A 20922-nucleotide genomic window follows, 5' to 3' on the forward strand; every position below is an offset into this window, starting at 1 on the left:
ATTTCATTTACCAAAACGTTTCAATAGTAAAAAGATTTTTTCACATAATGAAATGTACATGTGATTGAATTTTCTGTATAATTTTCTTTGCGGAGGGGATACGCATGAGAAGATGGGGAATTGAGTTGTTAATTTTAAGTGTTGTTATTATTTGGGGGATTAACTATACAATTGCGAAGTATGGACTTTTAGAATTTACAGCAATTGAGTTTACTGCACTTCGCATGATGGCGGCGGCACCGCTTCTGTTACTCCTTACCTTTTTTATTGAAAAGTCGGTTTATATGGAGCGAAAGGATATACCTAGATTAATTATCGTTAGCATTGTAGGTATTGTACTGTATCAAACGTTATTTATGGAAACTGTCAAATATACATCTGCTACAAATGCCTCTTTACTCATTTCTATTTCACCTATTTTTACAACTGCATTTGCGATTTTCTTGAAACAAGAAAAGTTTTCTTCTCGAAAGTTAATCGGTTCTATGACTGCCTTTGTTGGTGCAGCATTAGTTTTAGTAGCAGGACATTCGCTTACTAGTTCTTTTTATGGCAATGGAATTGGACTGATTACATCAATATGCTGGGGGCTTTATCCTGTTTTAGCAGGACCATTAATTAAAAAATATTCAGCATTACGTGTTACAGCATGGTCTGCATTAGTGGGTGCGATTCCGCTATTATTGTTAAGTGGTCCACATGTGTTTGTCATGCCATTTCACATTACTCACGGAATGACACTATTTGCTTTACTATATTCTATTTTCTTTGTAACAGTATTTGGTCTAGTAATGTGGTATGTTGGTGTTCAAAAAATTGGGGCGTCACATACGATGGTATATATGTATATAACGCCGCTTGTAGCGGTTTTATTTGCAGCTGTCTGGGCAAATGAATATGTATCGTTTCAACAAATCATCGGTGGAATTATCATTTTTGTCGGTCTATGGTTTGTGAAATCGGAGAAAGTAAAAGTTCATTCTATTGCAGGGGAACCTATATCAAAATAGGAAAACAGATCACCTATGATCTGCTTTCCTATTTTTTTATTTTTGGTAAGAAGATGAGAAATAAGATAGCAGTAATAAGTGGAATTAAGTTTAAAAATGGAATACGGAAGAGTGTAATAAGAATAATACCTGGAAGAAGAACACCGAGGACAGCGTAAAAAATGCTATGGTTTTTCGTGTACCAATACAATGAAAGTCCAATAAGTGCAGGGATAATGAGGTGAATGAGAGCCATTAAAAAATAAATCATTAGACGCCCCCTTTATTTGTGTGCTTATTACATCATATCCGTATGTTCATAGATTGATATCATTTTTTTCATAAATGGACGAAAAAAGTTTGAAAAACCGTCACAAAATATGAGAATATGATGTTTGAAATCTTGTATAATATTATTTCCTAAAAACATTTAAACAACATAAACATACTGTTTATGTTGTTTTTAATTTGAGTGAAATGGATGTAAGGAATATGAATTTGAAAGAAATTTTTTGTTGGATAGATAAGAACGAATGAAGAGAGGTACAGCATGATTAGTATGTCACTAAGATCATTTAAAATCCAATCGTATTATATACTAGGTATTTTGTTACTAGGTTGGATGTTAACACCTTTTTCGGCACATTTTTTAGGAGCTGGAATTGGGCTTATTGTAAGTATGTATTGCGTTTGGCTTTTAGGGAGACGAATTGAGAAGCTTGGAGATAGTATTGTAAAGAAGACGAAAGCACCGACACTCGGTATGTTTAACCGTTTTGCAGCTGCCATTTTGGGTGCTATTATTATGTACGAAATTGAGCACCACATGGTTATGTGGGCATTTGCAGTAGGGATTATGGGTGGGTATTTCTTAATCGTTGTTAATTTAGGATACTATAGCATGAAAGATGAGAAAGAACTAACAAAGAGCTAAAAAAAGATAAAAGACTTCTTTTTAGATGGGATAGATGATCCAGCCACGGATAGAAGCGGTCGGGGCCTTTTTTGCTCCCATGTGGTGTGAAACCAGAGAGATGTAGCGAGTAGGGATATAATTTATATATTCGAAGCTGTAATTTTATAATCTAGGTCACAGATGAAGAGATTAGCGTTTCACTTTATATAAGATATAGAAAGAAGCTTACGTTTTCACGTAAGCTTCTTTTTTATGTAAGTGTGTGTAACCGTTAAGCCGCATTGGGTTTTGTCGGTGAGTACGCGAAACTTTACGGTTACACGACACTTATTCATATGAGTAAAGGGTTATTCCAACAGAAAGTTTTAATTTAAGCGATTGGACCGCCTAAGTTAATAATGTCTTCAGATACGCTGTCGAACTTTTTGAAGTTAGCTTTGAATTCATTTGCAAGTTCGATTGCTTTTGCTTTGTAAGCAGCTTTATCAGCCCAAGTTTGTTCAGGCATTAACACTTCGTCAGGTACACCTGGTACGTGAAGTGGAACTTCAAGACCGAAGATGTCATGTTTAGCTGTTTCAGTTTTCGCAAGTTCACCGTTTAATGCAGCTTGAATCATTGCACGAGTGTAACCTAAGTTCATACGTTTACCAACGCCGTATTCGCCACCAGTCCAGCCAGTGTTTACTAAGAATACTTTCGCATCGTGTTTCTCAATTTTTTCACCAAGCATTTCAGCATAGCGAGATGCATCAAGTGGTAAGAATGGTGAACCGAAGCAAGTTGAGAATGTTGCTTGCGGAGATGTAACACCGCGCTCTGTTCCTGCTAGTTTACTAGTGTAACCACTTAAGAAATGATACATAGCTTGTTCTTTTGATAACTTACTGATTGGAGGCAATACGCCAGATGCATCAGCAGTTAAGAAAATGATTGTATTTGGGTGTCCAGCAACACTTGGCAGTACGATATTGTCGATCGCATGCATAGGGTATGCAGCACGAGTATTTTCTGTTAAAGTAGTATCGTTATAGTCTGCGATACGCGTTTGGTCATTAATGATAACGTTTTCTAAAACAGATCCAAATGTGATTGCATCGAAAATTTGTGGTTCTTTCTCGTGAGAAAGGTTTACACATTTCGCGTAGCAACCGCCTTCAATATTGAATACACCGTTATCAGACCAACCGTGCTCATCATCACCAATTAATTTACGGTTTGGATCAGCAGATAATGTTGTTTTACCTGTTCCAGATAAACCGAAGAATAATGCTACATCGCCTTCTTCACCTACGTTTGCAGAACAGTGCATAGAAAGAATATCTTGTTCAGGTAATAAGAAGTTCATAATAGAGAAGATTGATTTTTTCATTTCTCCAGCGTATTCTGTACCACCAATTAATACGATGCGTTTTTCGAATGAAACCATAATGAATGCTTCAGAGTTTGTACCGTCAACAGCTGGATCAGCTTTGAAATTCGGTGCAGAAACAATTGTGAATTCTGATTCATGAGTCGTTAATTCTTCTTCAGTTGGACGAATGAATAATTGATGTACAAATAAATTGTGCCATGCATATTCGTTAATAACTTGAATTGGTAGGCGGTAATTGCGGTCAGCGCCTGCAAATCCTTTGAAGACGAATAACTCTTCTTTTTCTTTTAAGTATTCTAAAACTTTAGTATATAATTTATTAAAATGTTCTTCAGAAATCGGTTGGTTCACAGCTCCCCAAGCAATTTTGTCAGCAACCGATGCTTCTTTCACAATAAATTTATCTTTAGGAGAACGTCCTGTATATTTTCCTGTTGAAGCAGAAACGGCACCAGTAGAAGTTAATTTCCCTTCATTTCGCATTAATACTTTTTCCACTAATTGCGGAACACTTAGTTGAATCTGTGCATTGCTTCCGTTCAATAATTCGTGTAAACCAATTTGGACATTCACAGTACTCATATTTATATACCATCCTTTTCATTTAATGAAATATTTCTCGTAATCCCCAACAAGAGTATAACACAATTATATAAATAATGTATACTATTTATTTCTTTTTGTTTGTGTGAATGCATTATTTCCCTATTAATATTTCATTTCAGGCGTATTGAGAAAAACTTTCAGGAAAATGTGAATATTAATTGACAAATGAATATCATTTCTTTAGTATAGGTTGGGACGGATACTCTCTTATCCCGAGCTGGCGGAGGGACAGGCCCGATGAAGCCCAGCAACCTCACTTGTATTGATAAATGCAGGTGAATAGGTGCTAAAACCTGTGCGAGGCTACAGGTCTCGAACGATAAGAGCGAAGGGCAAAAAGCAGTATGCAAGTAGCAAATTAAACCTTTCCTCTATGTAAAGTAGGAAAGGTTTTTCTGTATGCTTGTGTGGGAGAATAAATGTATGTCGCAGTTTGTGGCAAATTAAGGATGAGTTCCGTACAATATATACAATTACTGTAGGGAGGTTTACCACATGACAAAAAAACGTCATCTGTTCACATCTGAGTCTGTAACTGAAGGACATCCAGATAAAATTTGTGACCAAATTTCTGATTCAATTTTAGATGCGATCTTATCAAAAGACGCAAATGCACGTGTAGCTTGTGAAACAACTGTAACAACTGGTTTAGTATTGGTAGCGGGGGAAATTACGACTTCTACTTACGTAGATATTCCGAAAATCGTTCGTGAAACAATTCAAGGCATTGGTTACACACGCGCAAAATACGGATTCGATGCAGAAACTTGTGCTGTTTTAACATCTATCGATGAGCAGTCTGCTGACATCGCTATGGGTGTTGACCAAGCGCTAGAAGCACGCGAAGGTCAAATGACTGACGCTGAGATTGAGGCAATTGGTGCAGGAGACCAAGGTTTAATGTTTGGTTTTGCATGTAATGAAACACAAGAATTAATGCCACTTCCAATCTCGCTTGCTCACAAATTAGCTCGCCGTTTAACTGAAGTACGTAAAGATGATACATTATCATACTTACGTCCAGATGGAAAAACGCAAGTTACAGTTGAGTATGATGAAAATGGTAAACCAGTACGTGTTGATACTATCGTAATTTCTACACAACATCACCCAGATGTTACATGGGAAGAAATCGATCGCGACTTAAAAGAGCACGTAATTAAAGCTGTAGTACCAGCAGAATTAATGGATGGAGAAACGAAATTCTTCATTAATCCAACTGGCCGCTTCGTAATTGGTGGACCACAAGGTGATGCTGGTTTAACAGGACGTAAAATCATCGTTGATACTTACGGTGGATACGCTCGCCACGGTGGCGGTGCATTCTCTGGTAAAGATGCAACGAAAGTTGACCGTTCTGCAGCATATGCAGCTCGTTATGTTGCGAAAAACATCGTAGCAGCTGGTCTTGCTGAAAAAGCAGAAGTACAACTTGCATACGCAATCGGTGTAGCACAACCAGTATCAATTTCAGTTGATACATTCGGCACTGGTAAAGTATCTGAAGACGTACTAGTAGAACTAGTTCGTAACAACTTCGATCTTCGCCCGGCTGGTATTATTAAAATGTTAGACTTACGTCGCCCAATTTACAAACAAACAGCAGCTTACGGCCACTTCGGACGTACTGATGTAGATCTATCATGGGAACGTACAGACAAAGCTGCAGCTTTAAAAGAGCAAGCTGGTCTATAATATATGAAAAAAAGCTTTGCGCGGTGAGCGCAAAGCTTTTTTTATTTATAATTACGTTGGAATAAAGCGAAGAGTTCAATGTCATGCCAAGTGCCGTTGCGGAATATAGCTTCTTTACAAGTTCCTTCATGTTGAAAACCAAGTGATTTATATAATTTAACTGCTCTATCGTTAAAGGAAAATACTCGTAAAGAAAGGCGATGTAAATTTAATTCTAAAAATGCATAATCCAATAATAGGGTTAAAGCTTCCTGCCCATAACCTTGCCCCCAGTAATCCTTTTTACCAATATCAATAATGCATTCAGCGTTTCGATTATACGAATCAATATGAATTAAAGAAGTAATACCAATTGGAAGATGCGTAGCTTTTTCTTCAATGATATAGCTCTTAGAGTTCGAAGAATGAATAAATTGCCGGCAAAGTTTTTCTGTGTCTTGAAAGGAATATTTATCAAGAGTGAGTGTAGTTGAACTCATAACGTCTATATCATTATGCCATTTATAATATGTTAGAATATCATCTTCGGAAAACTTTCGTAACTGGATACGGTTGGATTCAAACAATGTAAACACCCCTTTTGTATTTACTGGTTTTTGTTCATTATCTCAACACACGAACTACAATAAATTTGTCCTTCTAATTCAATATACTTTTTCATATTCGTCATGCCATTCGCCGGAAAGGGCATATGAATCCACGCTTTTTCATACGTTTGTATTTCTGTTTTACATGATTTACAAAAGATTGATTTCTTTTTGAACATATGTAATCAACCTTTCATTTGACGTGCTTTACTTGCGCAAAAGGCACTACTTAGTAAAAATAGTGTCGCGAATATAATGCTTACTAATGTAGCGTATGGAATTGCGCCTTTTAAGGAAAAGCCGACAGTGATTGAAGCGATGAATAAGAGGATAAATGTTGTTGTTAATTTTTTATAAAGTTCCATACTATGTAGACCTCCAATTTATTTTTTAGTACAAGTTTTAAAATTGAATTCTATTATGTAGAAAATATAAAGAGTAGCTAAAGATGTGTAGTCTAGGAGTATAAGAAAGTACACTTTCCTTTTTGTGGGTTAGTATACTTATATTGTATCATGGCGCATGATTGGCTTCATACATAATTGTGTAAAGGTATGTATGATAAAATGAAGAAAAGTCTTTAAGAAAGGAAAGATAAAAAATGAGTGTAACTGAACATAAAAAACAAGCTCCAAAAGAAGTGCGTTGCAAGATTGTTACGATTTCCGATACACGTACGGAAGAAACAGATAAGAGCGGACAACTATTACATGAATTGTTAAAAGAAGCGGGACATAAAGTAACTTCTTATGAAATTGTAAAAGATGATAAAGAAAGTATTCAGCAAGCGGTGTTAGCTGGTTATCATAAGGAAGATGTAGATGTTGTATTAACAAACGGCGGTACTGGTATTACGAAACGTGATGTCACAATTGAAGCAGTATCAGCGTTATTAGATAAAGAAATTGTTGGATTTGGTGAGCTGTTCCGTATGATTAGTTATTTAGAAGATATCGGAAGCAGCGCAATGTTAAGTAGAGCGATTGGTGGTACAATTGGGCGCAAAGTAGTCTTCTCGATGCCAGGGTCTAGCGGAGCGGTTCGACTTGCGATGAATAAATTAATTTTACCGGAATTAGGCCATATTACATTTGAGCTGCATCGCCAATGAGTAAGTGTGCTGGAATTGTATTAGCGGGCGGTATGTCGAGTAGATTTGGTGAGCCGAAAGCGTTAGCAATTTGGAAGGGAACTACTTTTGTTGAGCATATTGTGAAAGTGATGGGAACTACTTTGCAAGACATTGTAGTAATTAGCCATACTGATATAAAAGAGCGAGTAGAGCAATTCGTACAAGTTCCTGTTATAGAAGATATCCCGCACTATAAAGGAAATGGACCGCTTGCGGGCATTGTATCAGGTATGGAATACATAGAAGCAGATTGGTACGCTATTATGCCTTGCGATGCACCAAACGTTTCGCATCAATGGTTTGCCATTTTACTAGAGCAAACGAGCAATGAATATGATGCGGTTGTACCTATTATTAATGGAAGAAAACAACCGCTACTTGCGGCGTATCATAACCGCGTGAAAGAAAAGATTTATGCTTTACTTCAGGAAGAAAAAAGAAGTATGGGCCAGCTTTTATCACTATGTAATGTGAAGTATGTTTCTGGAGAAGATGTACAGGCGAATGCGGATTGGTTTATAAATGTAAATACGAAAGAAGAATATGTGCAGGCTCAAAAAGACCTTTCAAATGAATGAAAGGTTTTTTGATATACAGAATTGGGGAACAATTGCTGTATAAAGGTATGTGAGTAAGTTGATTTTAAGGGGAATTCTTAAAATCATTATACAGTTTAAAATACTGTATAACCATATATTAATTTTTATGGGTTTTTATTACAAGTCTGTTTAGTTATGTTTATTTTTGATATAATTAATATAGAAATAAAACAATGTTTAACCTTATGTATCATTTATTAAACTAAAATTTATGACCATGTAATAAACTCCCTTCGTTTTTTTGAAGGGAGTTTTTCTATTTAAGCAAGCAACTCTGATGCGTTATGCTGCAGGACTTCTTCATATTGGTTAAGCAAACCGCGAAAGATCTCATCCCAGCTCTTTGATTTCGCAAAAGATGAAGCTGCTATTCCCATCTGCTCAAGTTTTTCTTCATTTTGTAATAAAAAATAAATGGATGATAGAAATGCATCTTCATTTTTAGGCGGACAAAGAACTCCCGTTTTTCCATCTGTAATAATATTTTTAACCCCGCCACTACTTGCACCAATGACAGGTGTACCGCATGCGAGTGATTCAAGTACGACATTTCCGAATGTTTCAGTAGCTGATGGAAACACCATTATGTTAGAACAAGCATATGCTTCAGCTAAATCTGCACTTTGTAAATAGCCAGTAAAAGTGATATTTGTTTTCGGAACAGCTTCACGTAAACTTGTTGCTAGAGGACCGTCTCCTGCAATGAGCCAATGAATATCGTTTCGAGTATGTGCTGTTTTAACGATAAGGTGTTGCAGCGTATCAATATCTTTTTCAGGAGCAATTCGTCCAACATAGGAAAGGACATACTTCGCTGTAATATTATATTTTTTTCGGAATAGGTCTGTATTGTAAGCAGGATGAAAGAGTGTGCAATCTACACCACGTCCCCATATAGAGAGGGTCTGAAAGCCTTTGTTTTTTAATTGATGTAATGTTTCAAAGGAAGGTACAAAATTTTTTTGCATATGACTATGAAACCATTTTAAATAGTTCCACAGCATATTGGAGAGGAATTCGATTTTGTAATAACGTAAATAGGCATCGAAATCAGTATGATAAGAACCGACAACTGGGATGGTTAACTTTTTTGCATAATACAATCCACAAAGTCCCATGTTGAAAGGTGTGGCAATGTGAATAATGTCAGGTTTAAAGGAAAGTAGTTCTCGTTTAATGCGCGGAGTAGGAAAAGAAAAACGACATTCTGGATATAATATTGTTAACGGGATACTTCTCATCTTATTCACATTCGCTACAAAATTATCTTCAGCTGTATGCTGAGGAGCGAAAACAGAATAGGAGATCTGTTCTTTCTGAAAATATTGTGTTAATCGCTCTAACGTTTTCGCAACCCCGTTAACTTGTGGCGTAAAAGTATCGGTAAAAATGGCGACTCTCATCATATCACTCCTTTATGTGAAAAGTGGGATGAATTGATAAAAAGAGATGATGCCAGAGCAAGTGCCAAGGCACATACCGACGAATACATCTGACGGATAGTGAAGTCCTAAATAAATACGTGAAATACCGACGCATAATGCTAAGGGTAATAGGAAAGCAAGTAAGCTTGGATTATAGCAAATAAATGGAATGAAGACAGAGAAAACGGCTGTTGTATGACCAGACGGGAAAGAGTGGTCTTTTAATGGATGGACTGGATATTTTGCATCCTGAATTGTTAAATAAGGACGTTTTCGCGGATACCACCTTTTTAATATTTGCACAGGAATATGGCTAATTGCTAACGAAATAGCAGTTGCAATTGCAGCTTGATGCAAAGTTCCCTTTGCGAAAATTAAAAAGAAAAGTGTGAGTGCGATGGAGAAAGTCGCGCCACCGATATGAGTAATATTGCTGAAAAAGATATTTAATGTTTTTTGATCAAAGTAGCGGTTAATTCCTCTGAAAATGTAACATTCTATTTTATATAACCCACTGACCTTCATGAAAATTCTCCTCCCTCATCTACATATATATGGAGATATTAGCTTTTATTTTAATAAGATTTTGTTGAGGGAGTAATAATGTTTTGTAAAGAAAAAGTTAGATTTTATATAAAAAAAGCTGCCAATCTTATGGCAGCGGAAATTTACTTCTGTAATGATTTATAATATTGACCTTTTTCAACGTATTGCGTGCGAATACGCTCCATATCTTTACGGTCTTCTTCTGTTAATTCACGAATGACTTTCGCGGGACGACCGAAAGCTAACGTGTTTGGTGGAATTTTCTTTCCTTGTGAAACGAGGCTTCCAGCGCCGATAAAAGCTCCTTCGCCAATTTCAGCACCATCTAATATAATAGATCCCATTCCAATTAAAGCATCTTTCTTAATATGGCAACTATGTAAAATGACTTGATGCCCAATTGTTACGTCGTTTTCTAAAATAAGAGGATACTGCGGGCTTTGGTGAAGTGTACATTGGTCTTGTACATTTACTCGGTCTCCAATGATTGTCGGTGACACATCACCACGGATGACTGTATTAAACCAAATACTTGATTCCTCGCCAACGGAAACATCGCCTGTAATCGTAACATAGTCAGCGATAAAAGCACTACTCGCAATTTTCGGTTTTTTTTCTTTGTAAGGATATATCATGTAAAGTCTTCCTTTCCTAGAGACTAGTTTTAGTGTATCAAATTATGAGAAAGAGTGAAATGGAGGAGAGCCGTATGTGGAATTATGAAGCGGAGGAAGCAAAAGCGGTCATTGTTATTGTGCACGGCGCAATGGAATATCACGGACGTTACGAAGCCGTTGCGGAAATGTGGAATCATATCGGCTACCACGTCGTGATGGGGGATCTTCCGTCACATGGAACGACTTCAAGAAATAGAGGACATATTGACTCATTTGATGAATACATAGAGGAAGTTAAATTATGGGTGAAAGAAGCAAGAAAGTATAGGTTACCTATTTTTCTATTCGGTCATAGTATGGGTGGTCTTATTGTCATTCGTATGATGCAAGAAACGAAGAGAGAAGATGTAGAAGGTATTATTTTGAGTTCGCCTTGTTTAGGGGTAGTGACTGGACCCTCTGCCCCGCTTCAATTTGCTTCAAGAATATTAAATGTTGTGGCTCCAAAATTGCAATTTGCAACGAATCTTACGGTGGAAATGTCAACACGTAACCATGAAGTGAGAGATGCAATGGAGAATGATTCTTTGTTCTTGCGTAAAGTATCAGTACGTTGGTATAGTGAATTGATTAAGTCTATCGAAATTGCTCATAAAAAAATAGATGATTTTCCAGATGTTCCGCTCTTGCTAATGCAAGCTTGTGAGGATAAACTTGTAGATAAAACACGTGTCCGCACTTGGTTTGATAATGTTAAAATAAGTGATAAGGCTTTTAAAGAATGGCCGAATTGTTATCACGAGCTATTAAATGAGTATGAGCGTGATGAAATTTTGAGTTATATTCAGTCATTTACTGAAATGCATGTCAATAATATAGTAAAAACAAACAAATAAATCATTATTTGTACATTTAATAGAGGAGATGAAGGAAGAAGTGAACGTACCGAGTAATCCCATAACGCTCATGGCGAAAGTATACCGTGATGTGTTTCCGGTTGTACACCATGAGCTAGCGATGTGGAAAGAGCGTGCCTACCATATTCCGAATGATGAGCTTCATAGTCAGGCAATCGCAAGTATTGAGCATAAAACGTTTCATTGTGAGGGCGGTGGCATTTTAGCTCTGCTAGCAAATGAACACCGAGAAGAATGTATTCGTTTTATCGTAGCGTATCAAACGATCAGCGACTATTTAGATAATTTATGTGATCGCAGTACATCACTTGATCCAAATGATTTTGCCGCACTGCATGAATCGATGTTAATGGCATTATCACCTGAAGTAGAAGGCGGCGGTAATTATTATCGTTATCGTGATGATCAAGATGATGGTGGTTATTTAGATGAACTTGTTGAAACATGCCAAGATGTTTTAAAGAAAACGAAGCACTATGACAAAATTGCTCCTGTTCTTCATGAACTTGCTTGTTATTATTGTGATTTACAAATTCATAAACATGTAAAATTAGAAGAAAGAGAACCACGATTACAAACGTGGTTTGAAGCACATAAAGAAAACTTACCTGAGATGAGTTGGTTTGAATTTTCAGCATGTGCCGGTTCTACACTTGGAATTTTCTGTCTTGTCGCATATGCATTTCATGATGAATTACATGACGAAGATATTGCGAAAATTAGACAAGGATACTTCCCTTACGTACAAGGACTTCACATTTTGCTGGATTATTTCATTGATCAAGAAGAAGACCGTATAGGCGGAGATTTGAATTTCTGTAGTTATTACGAAAACGAGCAAGCGATATTAGATCGGATGAAACACTTTGTAGAAGAAGCAGAGAAGAGCATTGGTGATTTGCCTCATGCGAAGTTTCATCGCCTTATAAGCCGAGGGTTACTTGGTATTTATTTATCAGATCAAAAAGTATCGGCACAAAAGAATATGCACAAAATGGCACGGCGCATTGTAAAGTACGGAGGCCTCACTTCACGATTCTTCTATTGGAACGGGAAGATGTACCGAAAGAAAACAGCGCAGTGATGAAGAAAACCACTCATGTAGAGTGGTTTTCTTTTCATTATGATTGTATTTTTGAAAATACATATATAAGAAGTTCAATCGCAAAAATCACTAATACAGATAATCCAAATAAAGGCATGACAGCGCCCAGTATAACCATCATGATAAAGAAAACGAATATACTGTTCTTATCTCTTTGTTTTGGAGGTGCTGCTAATTTTCCTTTCGGCTTTCTTGCTAACCACATTTTTACTCCGTAATAAATAAGAAGTAGTAGAGATAATGTTGTTAGTAAGCATAATATTTTATTTGGCCATCCAAATAAATGTCCTTCATGAAGCGGGATGCCGTAAGTGAACCATTGTGCAAGTAATCCATAATCACGATAGTCCGTTTTGGAAATAAGCTTTCCGCTATATTGATCAAAGTAAGCTGTTATCTCTTCATTTGGTGCAACATGCATACCTGTAATACCAGAACCGCTCGATTTCGAAACAGTGAATACACCTTTCGGATCAGCTGGTAGTGAGATAACGTATGGCTTCTTTATTTCAATTCCTTTTTGTAATTCATCGACAGAAATAGCTTTCGGTTCATTTGAATCCGATTCAGGAGGAGCTTCTTTTCTTGTTGCCCATGGCAATTCTTTTACCTTTGATTCAGGCGGCGCCATATACAATTTCGGATATCCGAGCGATTCATTCGACGACGCAATTTTATAAATTTGGTTACCCATAAATCCTGACCATGGCAATCCAGATGCGACTAGCAGAACGAGTGGAATTGTAAATATAATACCGATAATAGAATGACGTCGTTTTGCTTTTTCTCGCTTATTGGATGCTGGTGTGTTTTTGAACTGTCGTATACTCATATACAAACCAGTTACAATTAAAAAGATTGTCCAGCACGCCGCAAGTTCTACAGTATAGTTGATGACAGTGCCACCAACTAAAAGAGAACTATGTAATTCCCGCATTATATTGGCAAACGTTTCACTTGCGTTTTGATCTCCGACAATTTGATTATTGCTATCTAAATACACATACTTTTGTTGCCCTGTATATTCATTTGTAATCGTAAGTCTCGTATTATAATCCCCATTAAACTCACTAATTTTCGCCACGCTATAATGTGGATATTTTTTTTCTGTTAAGGAAATAGAATCAGCCATCGAAATAGATTCTGTTTGGGCGCTCTTCCCAAAATATAAATCTTTATAGATGAAATCTTCAACTTCCTCCCGAAATAAATACCCAATTCCGCTTAGTGACAACGTAATAAGAAGCGGCGTAATAAAAAGCCCAGCATAAAAATGCCAACGCCAAAAAATGTAATGAAGCGAACGATTTACTTTCATACTTTCAGTTCCCCTAACCTTCCCTATATGAATAACTACTTATTTAATATAGCGAGATTAAGTGTGATTACTTTGAAAGAATTGTGAAGAAAGTTAAAAGTTTGTGGGATTTTTATTAAACAGAAAACACATTTTAGAAGGAGTGTTTTTTATGTTTATGAAGATCTCTTTATATTTGATAAGTACATCCTAACAACCGCTTTCGCAAGACATTGAGAAGAATCAACAAAATCCTCACTAGCCACAACATTCAAATCAGTACATGCGATAATTACCGTATCAACTTCCTCTCTCAATTGTAAAACGAGCGCATTCCACAATTCGCGAGCTTCTTCAATCTCTCCAGATTTAATGCAAGTAATAATTTGATTAATGCTTTCCTGCCATTTTTCATGATGAATGTATTCTATATTACGCTTTGTAATCCCATCTTGGTAAATCCTAGATTGAACAGTTGCTTCTGTTGCGAGAAGAGCGACTCTTTTTATATTTTCAGGAATTGCTTGTAACGTTTCATCGACTATATTTAAAATCGGGATAGAAAGAGAGCGCTGTAATTCTTCAAAATAAAGATGCGCCGTATTGCACGGCATAGCGATAAAGCTTGCGCCAGTACTTTCAAGTTTTTGTGCTCCTTCAATAATCGCTTTTTTCATCGCTTCGTGATCAATAGGGCGATCCATGTAAAACGGTGTTGGGCATGAATAAATCATCATATGAGGAAAGTCCATATCATGCTTTGCTCCGTATATTGTTTGACACCCTGCTACAACTGTATCGACGAATGGTCCAGTTGATTTTGGCCCCATTCCTGCTAGTATTCCGATCATTGTGTCGTCTCCTTTAATATGTAATTAAAAACGTTTTTTGCGAACGATAAAAAGAAATAAGGTAAATAATAAAAATGAATATACGATAGCCCAAGCTGTGAGCCATAGTGTGTGAGTCAGTATATTATATTTGTATTGGCCAAGCATTAGAAAGCTTTCGACAGGTGGTAAAAACCATAATAACTCTTTTTTAAACCGGATAGATGCGATCGTTATAAGCAATATAAAGGTAAGGCTAAGCCAAGCAGTGCCTGTTTTTTGAATCATATTTCTAGTAAATAATGTTGCGATTGAAATTCCTAGTATAGAGAAAGACATGTGAGAGAGAAATCCGACTAGAAATAAAGAAACTGTCATTTTTTCATTAAACATTTGCAAAATAATTGGATAGATTACGGATATAAAAGATAATACAGTACAAATGAGAAGAGCTGTAATATATTTACCAACATATAATGCGGAAATATTATTTGTGTGAGAAATAGTAATTTGTTCTTGTACAGGGTCTTCAGTATGAAAAATTGTGACCGTAATCCAGGCAGATAATAAATAAAGCGCGAGAGCTGTTTCTAAATATGTCGGTACAATAGGAGTCGGTTTATATGTATATACAAAAAGCAAGCTCACAAAGTACATCGCAATAGGAGGGACATACTTATATGATTTTGTATAGTCGAGAAAATGGTAACGAATAAGCGCAAACATAATAAACCTTCTTTCGATTTAAAAGTTAGGTTGTAGCAGTGTGATAGATGCTTTTTTATGTAATAAAAACTGAAGTATTTCGTTTGTATATTCTTTTTCGATTTGTAATTGAATAAGATTTTGATTTGCATTGTGTGCAACGTGTATAAAACCGGATTGCTTTTGTAGTTCTATTGCTGAAAATGTGTCGTGAACGATTGCCTCAATATAGACCTGTTCCGCTACTTTTTGTGCAGAGGTATTTTCTGCAATTGTATGATTTGCTAACGTCACAATTCTATCGGCGAAGTTTTCTAATAGTTGTTTTTCGTGACATGTGAAGAGTATAGATATACCTTGTTGTTTTAATGAGAGTAAAATATGTTCTAATTCTTGCTGAGAGTTAGGATCGAGCCCAGAAAGCGGTTCATCTAAAATTAATAAATGGACGTCCGTAAGTAATGCTTGCATAATACCTGTTTTTTGTTTCATACCTTTTGAAAAGTTTCGTACAACGGAATGTCTTGCATGATGTAAGTGGAAAGTCTCAAGGAGCATCGGAATTTTATTTCTTAAATATGTTGTTGATAAGCCGTGAATGCAGCCGAGATGAAATAAATAATCCGCTAATGTAAAACGAATTCCTTCAGGAAAATGTTCAGGTACATAACCAATTTGTATATGTTCTTTTCTTTTGAGTGTCCCTGCCGTAGGTGAAATAAATCCTGCAATTATTTTGAGCAGAGTACTTTTTCCAGTCCCGTTCCCGCCAATAATAGCGAGCGCTTCTCCTTCTGGAATGGATAAATCAATGTTGTCTAGTATAAGTGATTTGCTATACTTCTTTTGAATTCCCCTTAGTTCTACTAGCAAAGTTCTATCCTTCTTTCTTTAAATAGTGTATATATCCATTATATAGGAGAATAACAAAAAGACGTGCAGTGAGTGCACGTCTTTTTTTGTTATGTTTTGTCGAATCGTCGATATATCCGAGAAATCGTTGATATATTGTAAGTTATGATAGATATATCGAAAAAATCGTTGATATATCCCGAGTTACGATAGATATAATTGAAAAATCGTTGATATATTACTCCGCATTAACGGGCAGTAAAACTTCCACCTTAAAATTCGGCTGGAGCAAAGAAGTTAGTTGGGAAATAAACTGCCCATAAATGCCCGATTGGTTCAACTAATAATCAGTGGGGATTCCCCCCACTGATTAAAGTTTCACTTTATCGTTTCTCAATCGCCACAATAAATGGCGGGTTGTTTTGTTGGTTAATGAAGCCATATCGCAGTACGTGAGCTTGTTTTTGGTCTAGCTCTTCTGCAAATTTGAGAACAGCGTCGCGTTCTACTTGTCCTTCTGGGTGTCCGTGGTAAATGACGAGGACGATGATACCTTCAGGTGCCATTACTTCTAGTAATTGTTCAATTGCCGAAATTGTTGAGTTCGGTTTTGTAACGATATGCTTGTCACCGCCAGGAAGGTAACCTAAGTTGAAGATAGCGCCTGTTACTTTTCCTTTTGCGTCTTCTGGTAGTACGGATAGAAGTGTATCGTGACTATCGTGAACTAAAACAGTACGTTCAAAAAGTTCTTTTTCTTTTAGACGAGTTGTTGAGCTTTCAATCGCTTCTTTTTGAATATCAAATCCAAATACTTTTCCGCTATCCCCAACAATTTCAGCTAGGAAGCAAGTGTCATGACCATTTCCAAGTGTTGCATCTACAGCGTAGTCGCCTTCTTTAACAGCCGTTTGCAGCAGTGTGCGAGCAAACGGTAATACACGTTCTAATTTCATTGTTGTTTCTCCTCATTTGCATATTTTCCTTGCCAGCTTCCGCGGCGTACAAATTCTGCATCGATGGAATTTAATACTTCCCATTTATTTAAGCTCCACATTGGACCAATCATTAAATCAGGTGGGCCGTCACCTGTGATACGGTGCACAATTACGTCTTCTGGAATAATTTCAAGTTGGTCAACAACAAGACTTACGTAATCCTCAAGAGAAAGGAATTCGAGTTGTCCTTTTTCATATTGCTTCACCATTGGCGTTCCTTTTAATAAGTGAAGTAAGTGGATTTTAATTCCTTGTACATCAAGTTTCGCTACTTCACGAGCTGTTTCCATCATCATGTCGTAATCTTCAAGTGGAAGACCGTTAATAATATGAGAGCAAACTCTAATGCCGTGCTTACGTAATTTATTTACGCCTTCCACGTAAGACGGATAATCGTGAGCGCGATTAATAAGGTTTGCAGTGCGTTCATGAACGGTTTGTAGTCCAAGTTCAACCCAAAGATACGTACGTTTATTTAAGTCCGCTAAATATTCAACGACATCGTCTGGTAAACAATCTGGACGAGTTGCGATAGAAAGACCGACAACATCTTTTTCTGCTAGAAGCGGTTCGAATTTTTCTTTTAACACTTCAAGTGGTGCGTGTGTATTTGTGTACGCTTGGAAATAAGCGATACATTTTCCATCTTTCCACTTTGAGCGCATTTTTTCTTTCATTTCATGATATTGTGTTATAACATCATCGCGGCGATCACCAGCGAAGTCGCCAGATCCGGCAGCGCTGCAAAATGTACAACCACCGTAAGCAACTGTACCATCACGGTTCGGACAATCGAAGCCAGCATCTAATGAAACTTTAAAGATTTTTTCACCAAATTCATTTCGTAAATGGTAATTCCATGTATGATAACGTTTATTGTCGTTTGTATATGGAAAAGGGTTTTGAACCTTCATTATTTTCCCTCCTAAGCCGAGTCAAAATGAAACAAAATCCATTATAACATACTCATAAGGTAGAGATGGAAGGGACACACTAAAGGGGAATTGAAGCAAGGAGGGACAATTATGGCAGAGCGTCAATCACTTGAATCGTATATTACACAAGCGGAACAAGCGGTGGAATATGCAAAAGAACAATTAGAACAAGGCATGAGACAAGAGCATTACAATACGATGGAGTATTCAGATGCACAGTTACAATTAGAACAAGCGTATAACGATTTACAAACGATGCAACAACATGCGAATGATGAGCAACGTGAGCAATTAAATAGAGCACGTATGGCAATTCGCCAATTGCAACATCAAATGATTATTACACCGCACTAATAAGGAGTGAATGTAATGGCGAAACGTTCAGATCAAAATAACCCAGAGCAAAAAACACAAAATGGACATAACGCTGAGTTTTCGAATGAACTTGATCCCATTGTTCAAGTAAAACAGCGTAATAGTAAAAAAGGACAACCTCAAAAATCAAAACAATCAGAGTAAACCAGGTCGCAATATGACCTGGTTTTATTTTGTTATATGACAATAATGTAAGATTCCTGTAAGGTTTGCCGATAGTTGTAAGCTTACTTTTCCAGTAGAGTAAGGGAGGATTAAATTTTGGACAAGGAGCTGCTTTATGGGGAACAATATTACAAACAAACGAATTGATGAGTTAGATTACATTCGTGGCTTCGCATTACTGGGGATTATTTTAGTAAATATTCTAGCGCTACTTAATATTAAAACTCCAGATCCTAATACAGTAGATGCTAGCTATCAAAGATTTTTATACTTATTTGTAGAAGGTCGTTTCTTCTCAATCTTCTCATTCTTATTTGGAGTGGGATTCTATATCTTTATTTCAAGAGCGATTGCGAAAGGGAAGAATGGCTATGTTTTATTTTTACGTCGCTTAGTAGCATTATTTATTTTTGGTTTAATTCATCAAATGTTTCAGCCTGGAGAAGCACTAGCGTTATACGCAATTTGTGGGTTAATCGTTTTGCCGTTTTATAAAGCGAAAAAAGAAGTGAACCTAGCACTAGGACTTATTTTGACAATTGCCTTCAGTGTAATGGGAGTTAAAGAACTATTACCACTTGGCTTAATTTTATTAGGACTTGCTGCAGGACAATATCGTGTATTTGAAAATCTTTCAAAAAACATAAAGCAAGTCGCTATTTTTACAGGCATTATGTTTGTTTTAAGTGTGGCAGCTGTATGGTATCAATATGGACACGTGCCTGCTGGCCCATTTGTAAATATGATATTGATGAATGAAGATGGAACAATGGATGCTGCAAGCCAGTTTCTAAAAATTGGTATTACTGTTGGACCAATTATTTCAGCTTTCTATGTAGGAGCATTAATTTTATTACTTCAGTTAAAACCAGTTCAAACATTATTAGCACCATTGAAATACTACGGTCGTATGGCTTTAACAAATTATATCGGACAAACGGCAATGATTTTAATTGCTGGTAGTGTATTTAACTTTGCAGGTAACTTAACATACATGCAGACGCTATATGTATCGCAATTTATGCAATTCAAATTGTGTTTAGTGTAATTTGGATGAAAATCTTTAAAATGGGTCCATTAGAATGGGTTTGGCGTGTTATTACGTACTGGACGGTAACACCTTTAAAGAAATAAAGTGAAACTTTAATCAGTGGGCTGTTCCTTTCGCGGAACAGCCTATTTTTATTGTCATCTTTTGTCGATAAGTCGATATATTTTGGTAATCGCTGATAAAAGTGTAAGAATCGCCGATATATTTGAAAAATCGCTGATAAAAGTGTAAGAACCGCTGATATATTTTAACAATCGCCGATATAATTTCATTTACCGATTTACTATGTCGAAATGTGAACTAGTATGAAAAGCCAACCTTACACGCATCCATTTTCTATCTTACAAAAGTGTAAGGTAATTGTAATGTTAACAAATAGCAGTTCACTTCTAAAAAGCGCAAAATAGGTAATGGAAAAACAAGCGTAGGAGGATATATATGACGAAACCAGTTGTAGACGTGAAAAACGTTCAAAAAGTGTACGGTAAAAAAGGTGAGAACCAATCACACGCGTTAAAGGGTGTTTCATTCTCAATTCAAGAGGGTGAGTTTGTTGGAATTATGGGACCATCTGGTTCCGGTAAAACGACATTATTAAATGTAATTTCAACGTTAGATAAGGCAACAGGTGGCGTTGTTGAAATTGCGGGAACGGATATTACAAAAATGAAGCAAGGTGAGCTTTCAGATTTCCGTTCGCAAAAATTAGGATTTATCTTCCAAGATTTTAACTTATTAGAGAACTTATCTATTTATGAAAACATTGCACTTCCACTTTCTCTTCAAGGTGTCGCATCACGTAATATTGGACCGAAAGTAGAAAAAGTAGCGGATATGTTAGGAATTACAGAAATACTTCAAAAGTACCCATCTGAAGTATCTGGTGGGCAAAAGCAACGTTCGGCAGCAGCGCGTGCTTTAGTGCATGAGCCGGCAATTATTTTAGGGGACGAGCCAACAGGAGCGCTTGATTCTAAAAATGCAACGAGTTTACTTGATGCGATGACAAACTTAAATAAAGATCAAGGCGTATCGATTATGATGGTTACGCATGATCCATATAGTGCAAGTTACTGTCAGCGTATTTTATTCATTCAAGATGGTGAGCTATATAAAGAAATTCATCGCGGTGGTACGCGTGAAGAGTTCTACAAAGAAATTTTAGATGTACTTGCAGATTTAGGTACACAAAAGGCGTAAGAAAGG

Annotated in this window: 24 protein-coding genes, 1 pseudogene and 1 riboswitch; of the genes and pseudogenes, 11 read left to right on the plus strand and 14 right to left on the minus strand. The window is 36.6% G+C overall.

Annotated elements, in window-relative coordinates; translation table 11 throughout:
- Positions 1-104 precede the first annotated feature (104 nt).
- The gene (locus AC22L0_RS12830; protein WP_001255414.1) at positions 105-1010 is read left to right on the plus strand and encodes a DMT family transporter; all 906 of its coding nucleotides are present in this window, start codon (positions 105-107) and stop codon (positions 1008-1010) included.
- 28 nt (positions 1011-1038) lie between these two features.
- Here the strand turns inward: AC22L0_RS12830 and AC22L0_RS12835 are convergent, their stop codons facing one another.
- Complete coding sequence (locus tag AC22L0_RS12835; protein WP_000639042.1) at positions 1039-1260, minus strand: hypothetical protein; 222 nt, start codon at positions 1258-1260, stop codon at positions 1039-1041.
- 279 nt (positions 1261-1539) lie between these two features.
- On the opposite strand from AC22L0_RS12835, the gene AC22L0_RS12840 reads away from it, so the two are divergent.
- Positions 1540-1923 carry an ATP synthase subunit I gene (locus AC22L0_RS12840; protein ID WP_000624926.1) on the plus strand — a complete coding sequence of 128 codons (384 nt, stop codon included), beginning with the start codon at positions 1540-1542 and terminating at the stop codon, positions 1921-1923.
- 352 nt (positions 1924-2275) lie between these two features.
- Here AC22L0_RS12840 and pckA read toward each other — a convergent pair whose 3' ends face one another.
- Entirely contained in the window at positions 2276-3862 is a 1587-nt protein-coding gene (gene pckA, locus AC22L0_RS12845; RefSeq protein WP_000108802.1) for a phosphoenolpyruvate carboxykinase (ATP), read from the minus strand.
- Between the two features lie 228 nt (positions 3863-4090).
- A riboswitch (SAM riboswitch) is annotated at positions 4091-4212 on the plus strand.
- A 169-nt stretch (positions 4213-4381) separates the two neighbouring features.
- Between pckA and metK the strand changes: the two genes are divergently transcribed.
- On the plus strand, positions 4382-5581 hold the full coding sequence (gene metK / locus AC22L0_RS12850) for a methionine adenosyltransferase (protein WP_000163123.1): 1200 nt from the start codon (positions 4382-4384) through the stop codon (positions 5579-5581).
- Positions 5582-5622: 41 nt separating this feature from the next.
- Here the strand turns inward: metK and AC22L0_RS12855 are convergent, their stop codons facing one another.
- Genes AC22L0_RS12855 through AC22L0_RS12865 form a run of 3 tightly spaced genes read right to left on the minus strand, consistent with a single transcriptional unit; the run spans position 5623 to position 6533 of the window.
- Positions 5623-6147 (minus strand): GNAT family N-acetyltransferase, encoded by a 525-nt coding sequence (locus AC22L0_RS12855; RefSeq protein ID WP_000464120.1) that lies wholly within the window; start codon positions 6145-6147, stop codon positions 5623-5625.
- A 20-nt stretch (positions 6148-6167) separates the two neighbouring features.
- Positions 6168-6347: a hypothetical protein gene (locus AC22L0_RS12860; protein WP_000473617.1), complete on the minus strand. Its 180-nt coding sequence runs from the start codon at positions 6345-6347 to the stop codon at positions 6168-6170.
- Positions 6348-6353: 6 nt separating this feature from the next.
- On the minus strand, positions 6354-6533 hold the full coding sequence (locus tag AC22L0_RS12865; RefSeq protein ID WP_000424800.1) for a hypothetical protein: 180 nt from the start codon (positions 6531-6533) through the stop codon (positions 6354-6356).
- Between the two features lie 236 nt (positions 6534-6769).
- Between AC22L0_RS12865 and AC22L0_RS12870 the strand changes: the two genes are divergently transcribed.
- Complete coding sequence (locus AC22L0_RS12870) at positions 6770-7279, plus strand: MogA/MoaB family molybdenum cofactor biosynthesis protein (RefSeq protein ID WP_000117124.1); 510 nt, start codon at positions 6770-6772, stop codon at positions 7277-7279.
- Positions 7276-7878 (plus strand): molybdenum cofactor guanylyltransferase, encoded by a 603-nt coding sequence (locus AC22L0_RS12875; protein ID WP_000030834.1) that lies wholly within the window; start codon positions 7276-7278, stop codon positions 7876-7878. The genes AC22L0_RS12870 and AC22L0_RS12875 overlap by 4 nt, the downstream gene beginning before the upstream one ends.
- Before the next feature lie 281 nt (positions 7879-8159).
- On the opposite strand, the gene AC22L0_RS12880 is transcribed toward AC22L0_RS12875, so the two are convergent.
- The 3 genes from AC22L0_RS12880 to AC22L0_RS12890 form a co-directional block, all read right to left on the minus strand.
- Positions 8160-9302 carry a glycosyltransferase family 4 protein gene (locus AC22L0_RS12880; protein WP_087967196.1) on the minus strand — a complete coding sequence of 381 codons (1143 nt, stop codon included), beginning with the start codon at positions 9300-9302 and terminating at the stop codon, positions 8160-8162.
- A gap of 12 nt (positions 9303-9314) precedes the next feature.
- On the minus strand, positions 9315-9848 hold the full coding sequence (locus tag AC22L0_RS12885) for a phosphatase PAP2 family protein (RefSeq protein ID WP_000868592.1): 534 nt from the start codon (positions 9846-9848) through the stop codon (positions 9315-9317).
- Positions 9849-9991: 143 nt separating this feature from the next.
- On the minus strand, positions 9992-10504 hold the full coding sequence (locus AC22L0_RS12890) for a gamma carbonic anhydrase (protein WP_000640186.1): 513 nt from the start codon (positions 10502-10504) through the stop codon (positions 9992-9994).
- A 74-nt stretch (positions 10505-10578) separates the two neighbouring features.
- Here AC22L0_RS12890 and AC22L0_RS12895 point away from each other — a divergent pair, with 74 nt between their 5' ends.
- Both AC22L0_RS12895 and AC22L0_RS12900 read left to right on the plus strand, forming a co-directional pair.
- The gene (locus AC22L0_RS12895) at positions 10579-11382 is read left to right on the plus strand and encodes an alpha/beta hydrolase (RefSeq protein WP_000267424.1); all 804 of its coding nucleotides are present in this window, start codon (positions 10579-10581) and stop codon (positions 11380-11382) included.
- A gap of 40 nt (positions 11383-11422) precedes the next feature.
- Positions 11423-12487, plus strand: a complete 1065-nt coding sequence (locus AC22L0_RS12900) for a tetraprenyl-beta-curcumene synthase family protein (RefSeq protein WP_070757014.1) — start codon at positions 11423-11425, stop codon at positions 12485-12487.
- A gap of 37 nt (positions 12488-12524) precedes the next feature.
- On the opposite strand, the gene AC22L0_RS12905 is transcribed toward AC22L0_RS12900, so the two are convergent.
- From AC22L0_RS12905 to mnmL, 6 genes are all read right to left on the minus strand, one after another.
- A complete protein-coding gene (locus AC22L0_RS12905) occupies positions 12525-13826 on the minus strand; it encodes a PepSY-associated TM helix domain-containing protein (protein WP_087967198.1) in 1302 nt (433 codons plus the stop codon).
- 155 nt (positions 13827-13981) lie between these two features.
- Positions 13982-14656, minus strand: coding sequence for an aspartate/glutamate racemase family protein (locus AC22L0_RS12910; protein WP_061654612.1), 675 nt, complete (start codon positions 14654-14656; stop codon positions 13982-13984).
- 24 nt (positions 14657-14680) lie between these two features.
- Positions 14681-15361 (minus strand): hypothetical protein, encoded by a 681-nt coding sequence (locus tag AC22L0_RS12915; RefSeq protein ID WP_000457775.1) that lies wholly within the window; start codon positions 15359-15361, stop codon positions 14681-14683.
- A gap of 18 nt (positions 15362-15379) precedes the next feature.
- Positions 15380-16213 (minus strand): ABC transporter ATP-binding protein, encoded by an 834-nt coding sequence (locus tag AC22L0_RS12920; protein ID WP_000959746.1) that lies wholly within the window; start codon positions 16211-16213, stop codon positions 15380-15382.
- A gap of 362 nt (positions 16214-16575) precedes the next feature.
- Positions 16576-17148 carry a tRNA 5-(aminomethyl)-2-thiouridylate-methyltransferase MnmM gene (mnmM, locus tag AC22L0_RS12925; protein WP_000764497.1) on the minus strand — a complete coding sequence of 191 codons (573 nt, stop codon included), beginning with the start codon at positions 17146-17148 and terminating at the stop codon, positions 16576-16578.
- Positions 17145-18104 carry a tRNA modification radical SAM protein MnmL/YtqA gene (gene mnmL / locus AC22L0_RS12930; RefSeq protein ID WP_000868034.1) on the minus strand — a complete coding sequence of 320 codons (960 nt, stop codon included), beginning with the start codon at positions 18102-18104 and terminating at the stop codon, positions 17145-17147. The genes mnmM and mnmL overlap by 4 nt, the downstream gene beginning before the upstream one ends.
- Before the next feature lie 111 nt (positions 18105-18215).
- On the opposite strand from mnmL, the gene AC22L0_RS12935 reads away from it, so the two are divergent.
- The 4 genes and pseudogenes from AC22L0_RS12935 to AC22L0_RS12950 all read left to right on the plus strand — a co-directional run bounded on the left by AC22L0_RS12935 (position 18216) and on the right by AC22L0_RS12950 (position 20916).
- Positions 18216-18479, plus strand: coding sequence for a YtzC family protein (locus AC22L0_RS12935; protein ID WP_000840871.1), 264 nt, complete (start codon positions 18216-18218; stop codon positions 18477-18479).
- A 15-nt stretch (positions 18480-18494) separates the two neighbouring features.
- A complete protein-coding gene (locus AC22L0_RS12940; protein ID WP_001129340.1) occupies positions 18495-18644 on the plus strand; it encodes a hypothetical protein in 150 nt (49 codons plus the stop codon).
- A gap of 136 nt (positions 18645-18780) precedes the next feature.
- Positions 18781-19799: pseudogene (locus AC22L0_RS12945) on the plus strand (DUF418 domain-containing protein).
- A 355-nt stretch (positions 19800-20154) separates the two neighbouring features.
- A complete protein-coding gene (locus tag AC22L0_RS12950; RefSeq protein ID WP_000165837.1) occupies positions 20155-20916 on the plus strand; it encodes an ABC transporter ATP-binding protein in 762 nt (253 codons plus the stop codon).
- Positions 20917-20922 lie beyond the last annotated feature (6 nt).

The sequence above is a fragment of the Bacillus sp. LQ01 genome (assembly GCF_057624735.1).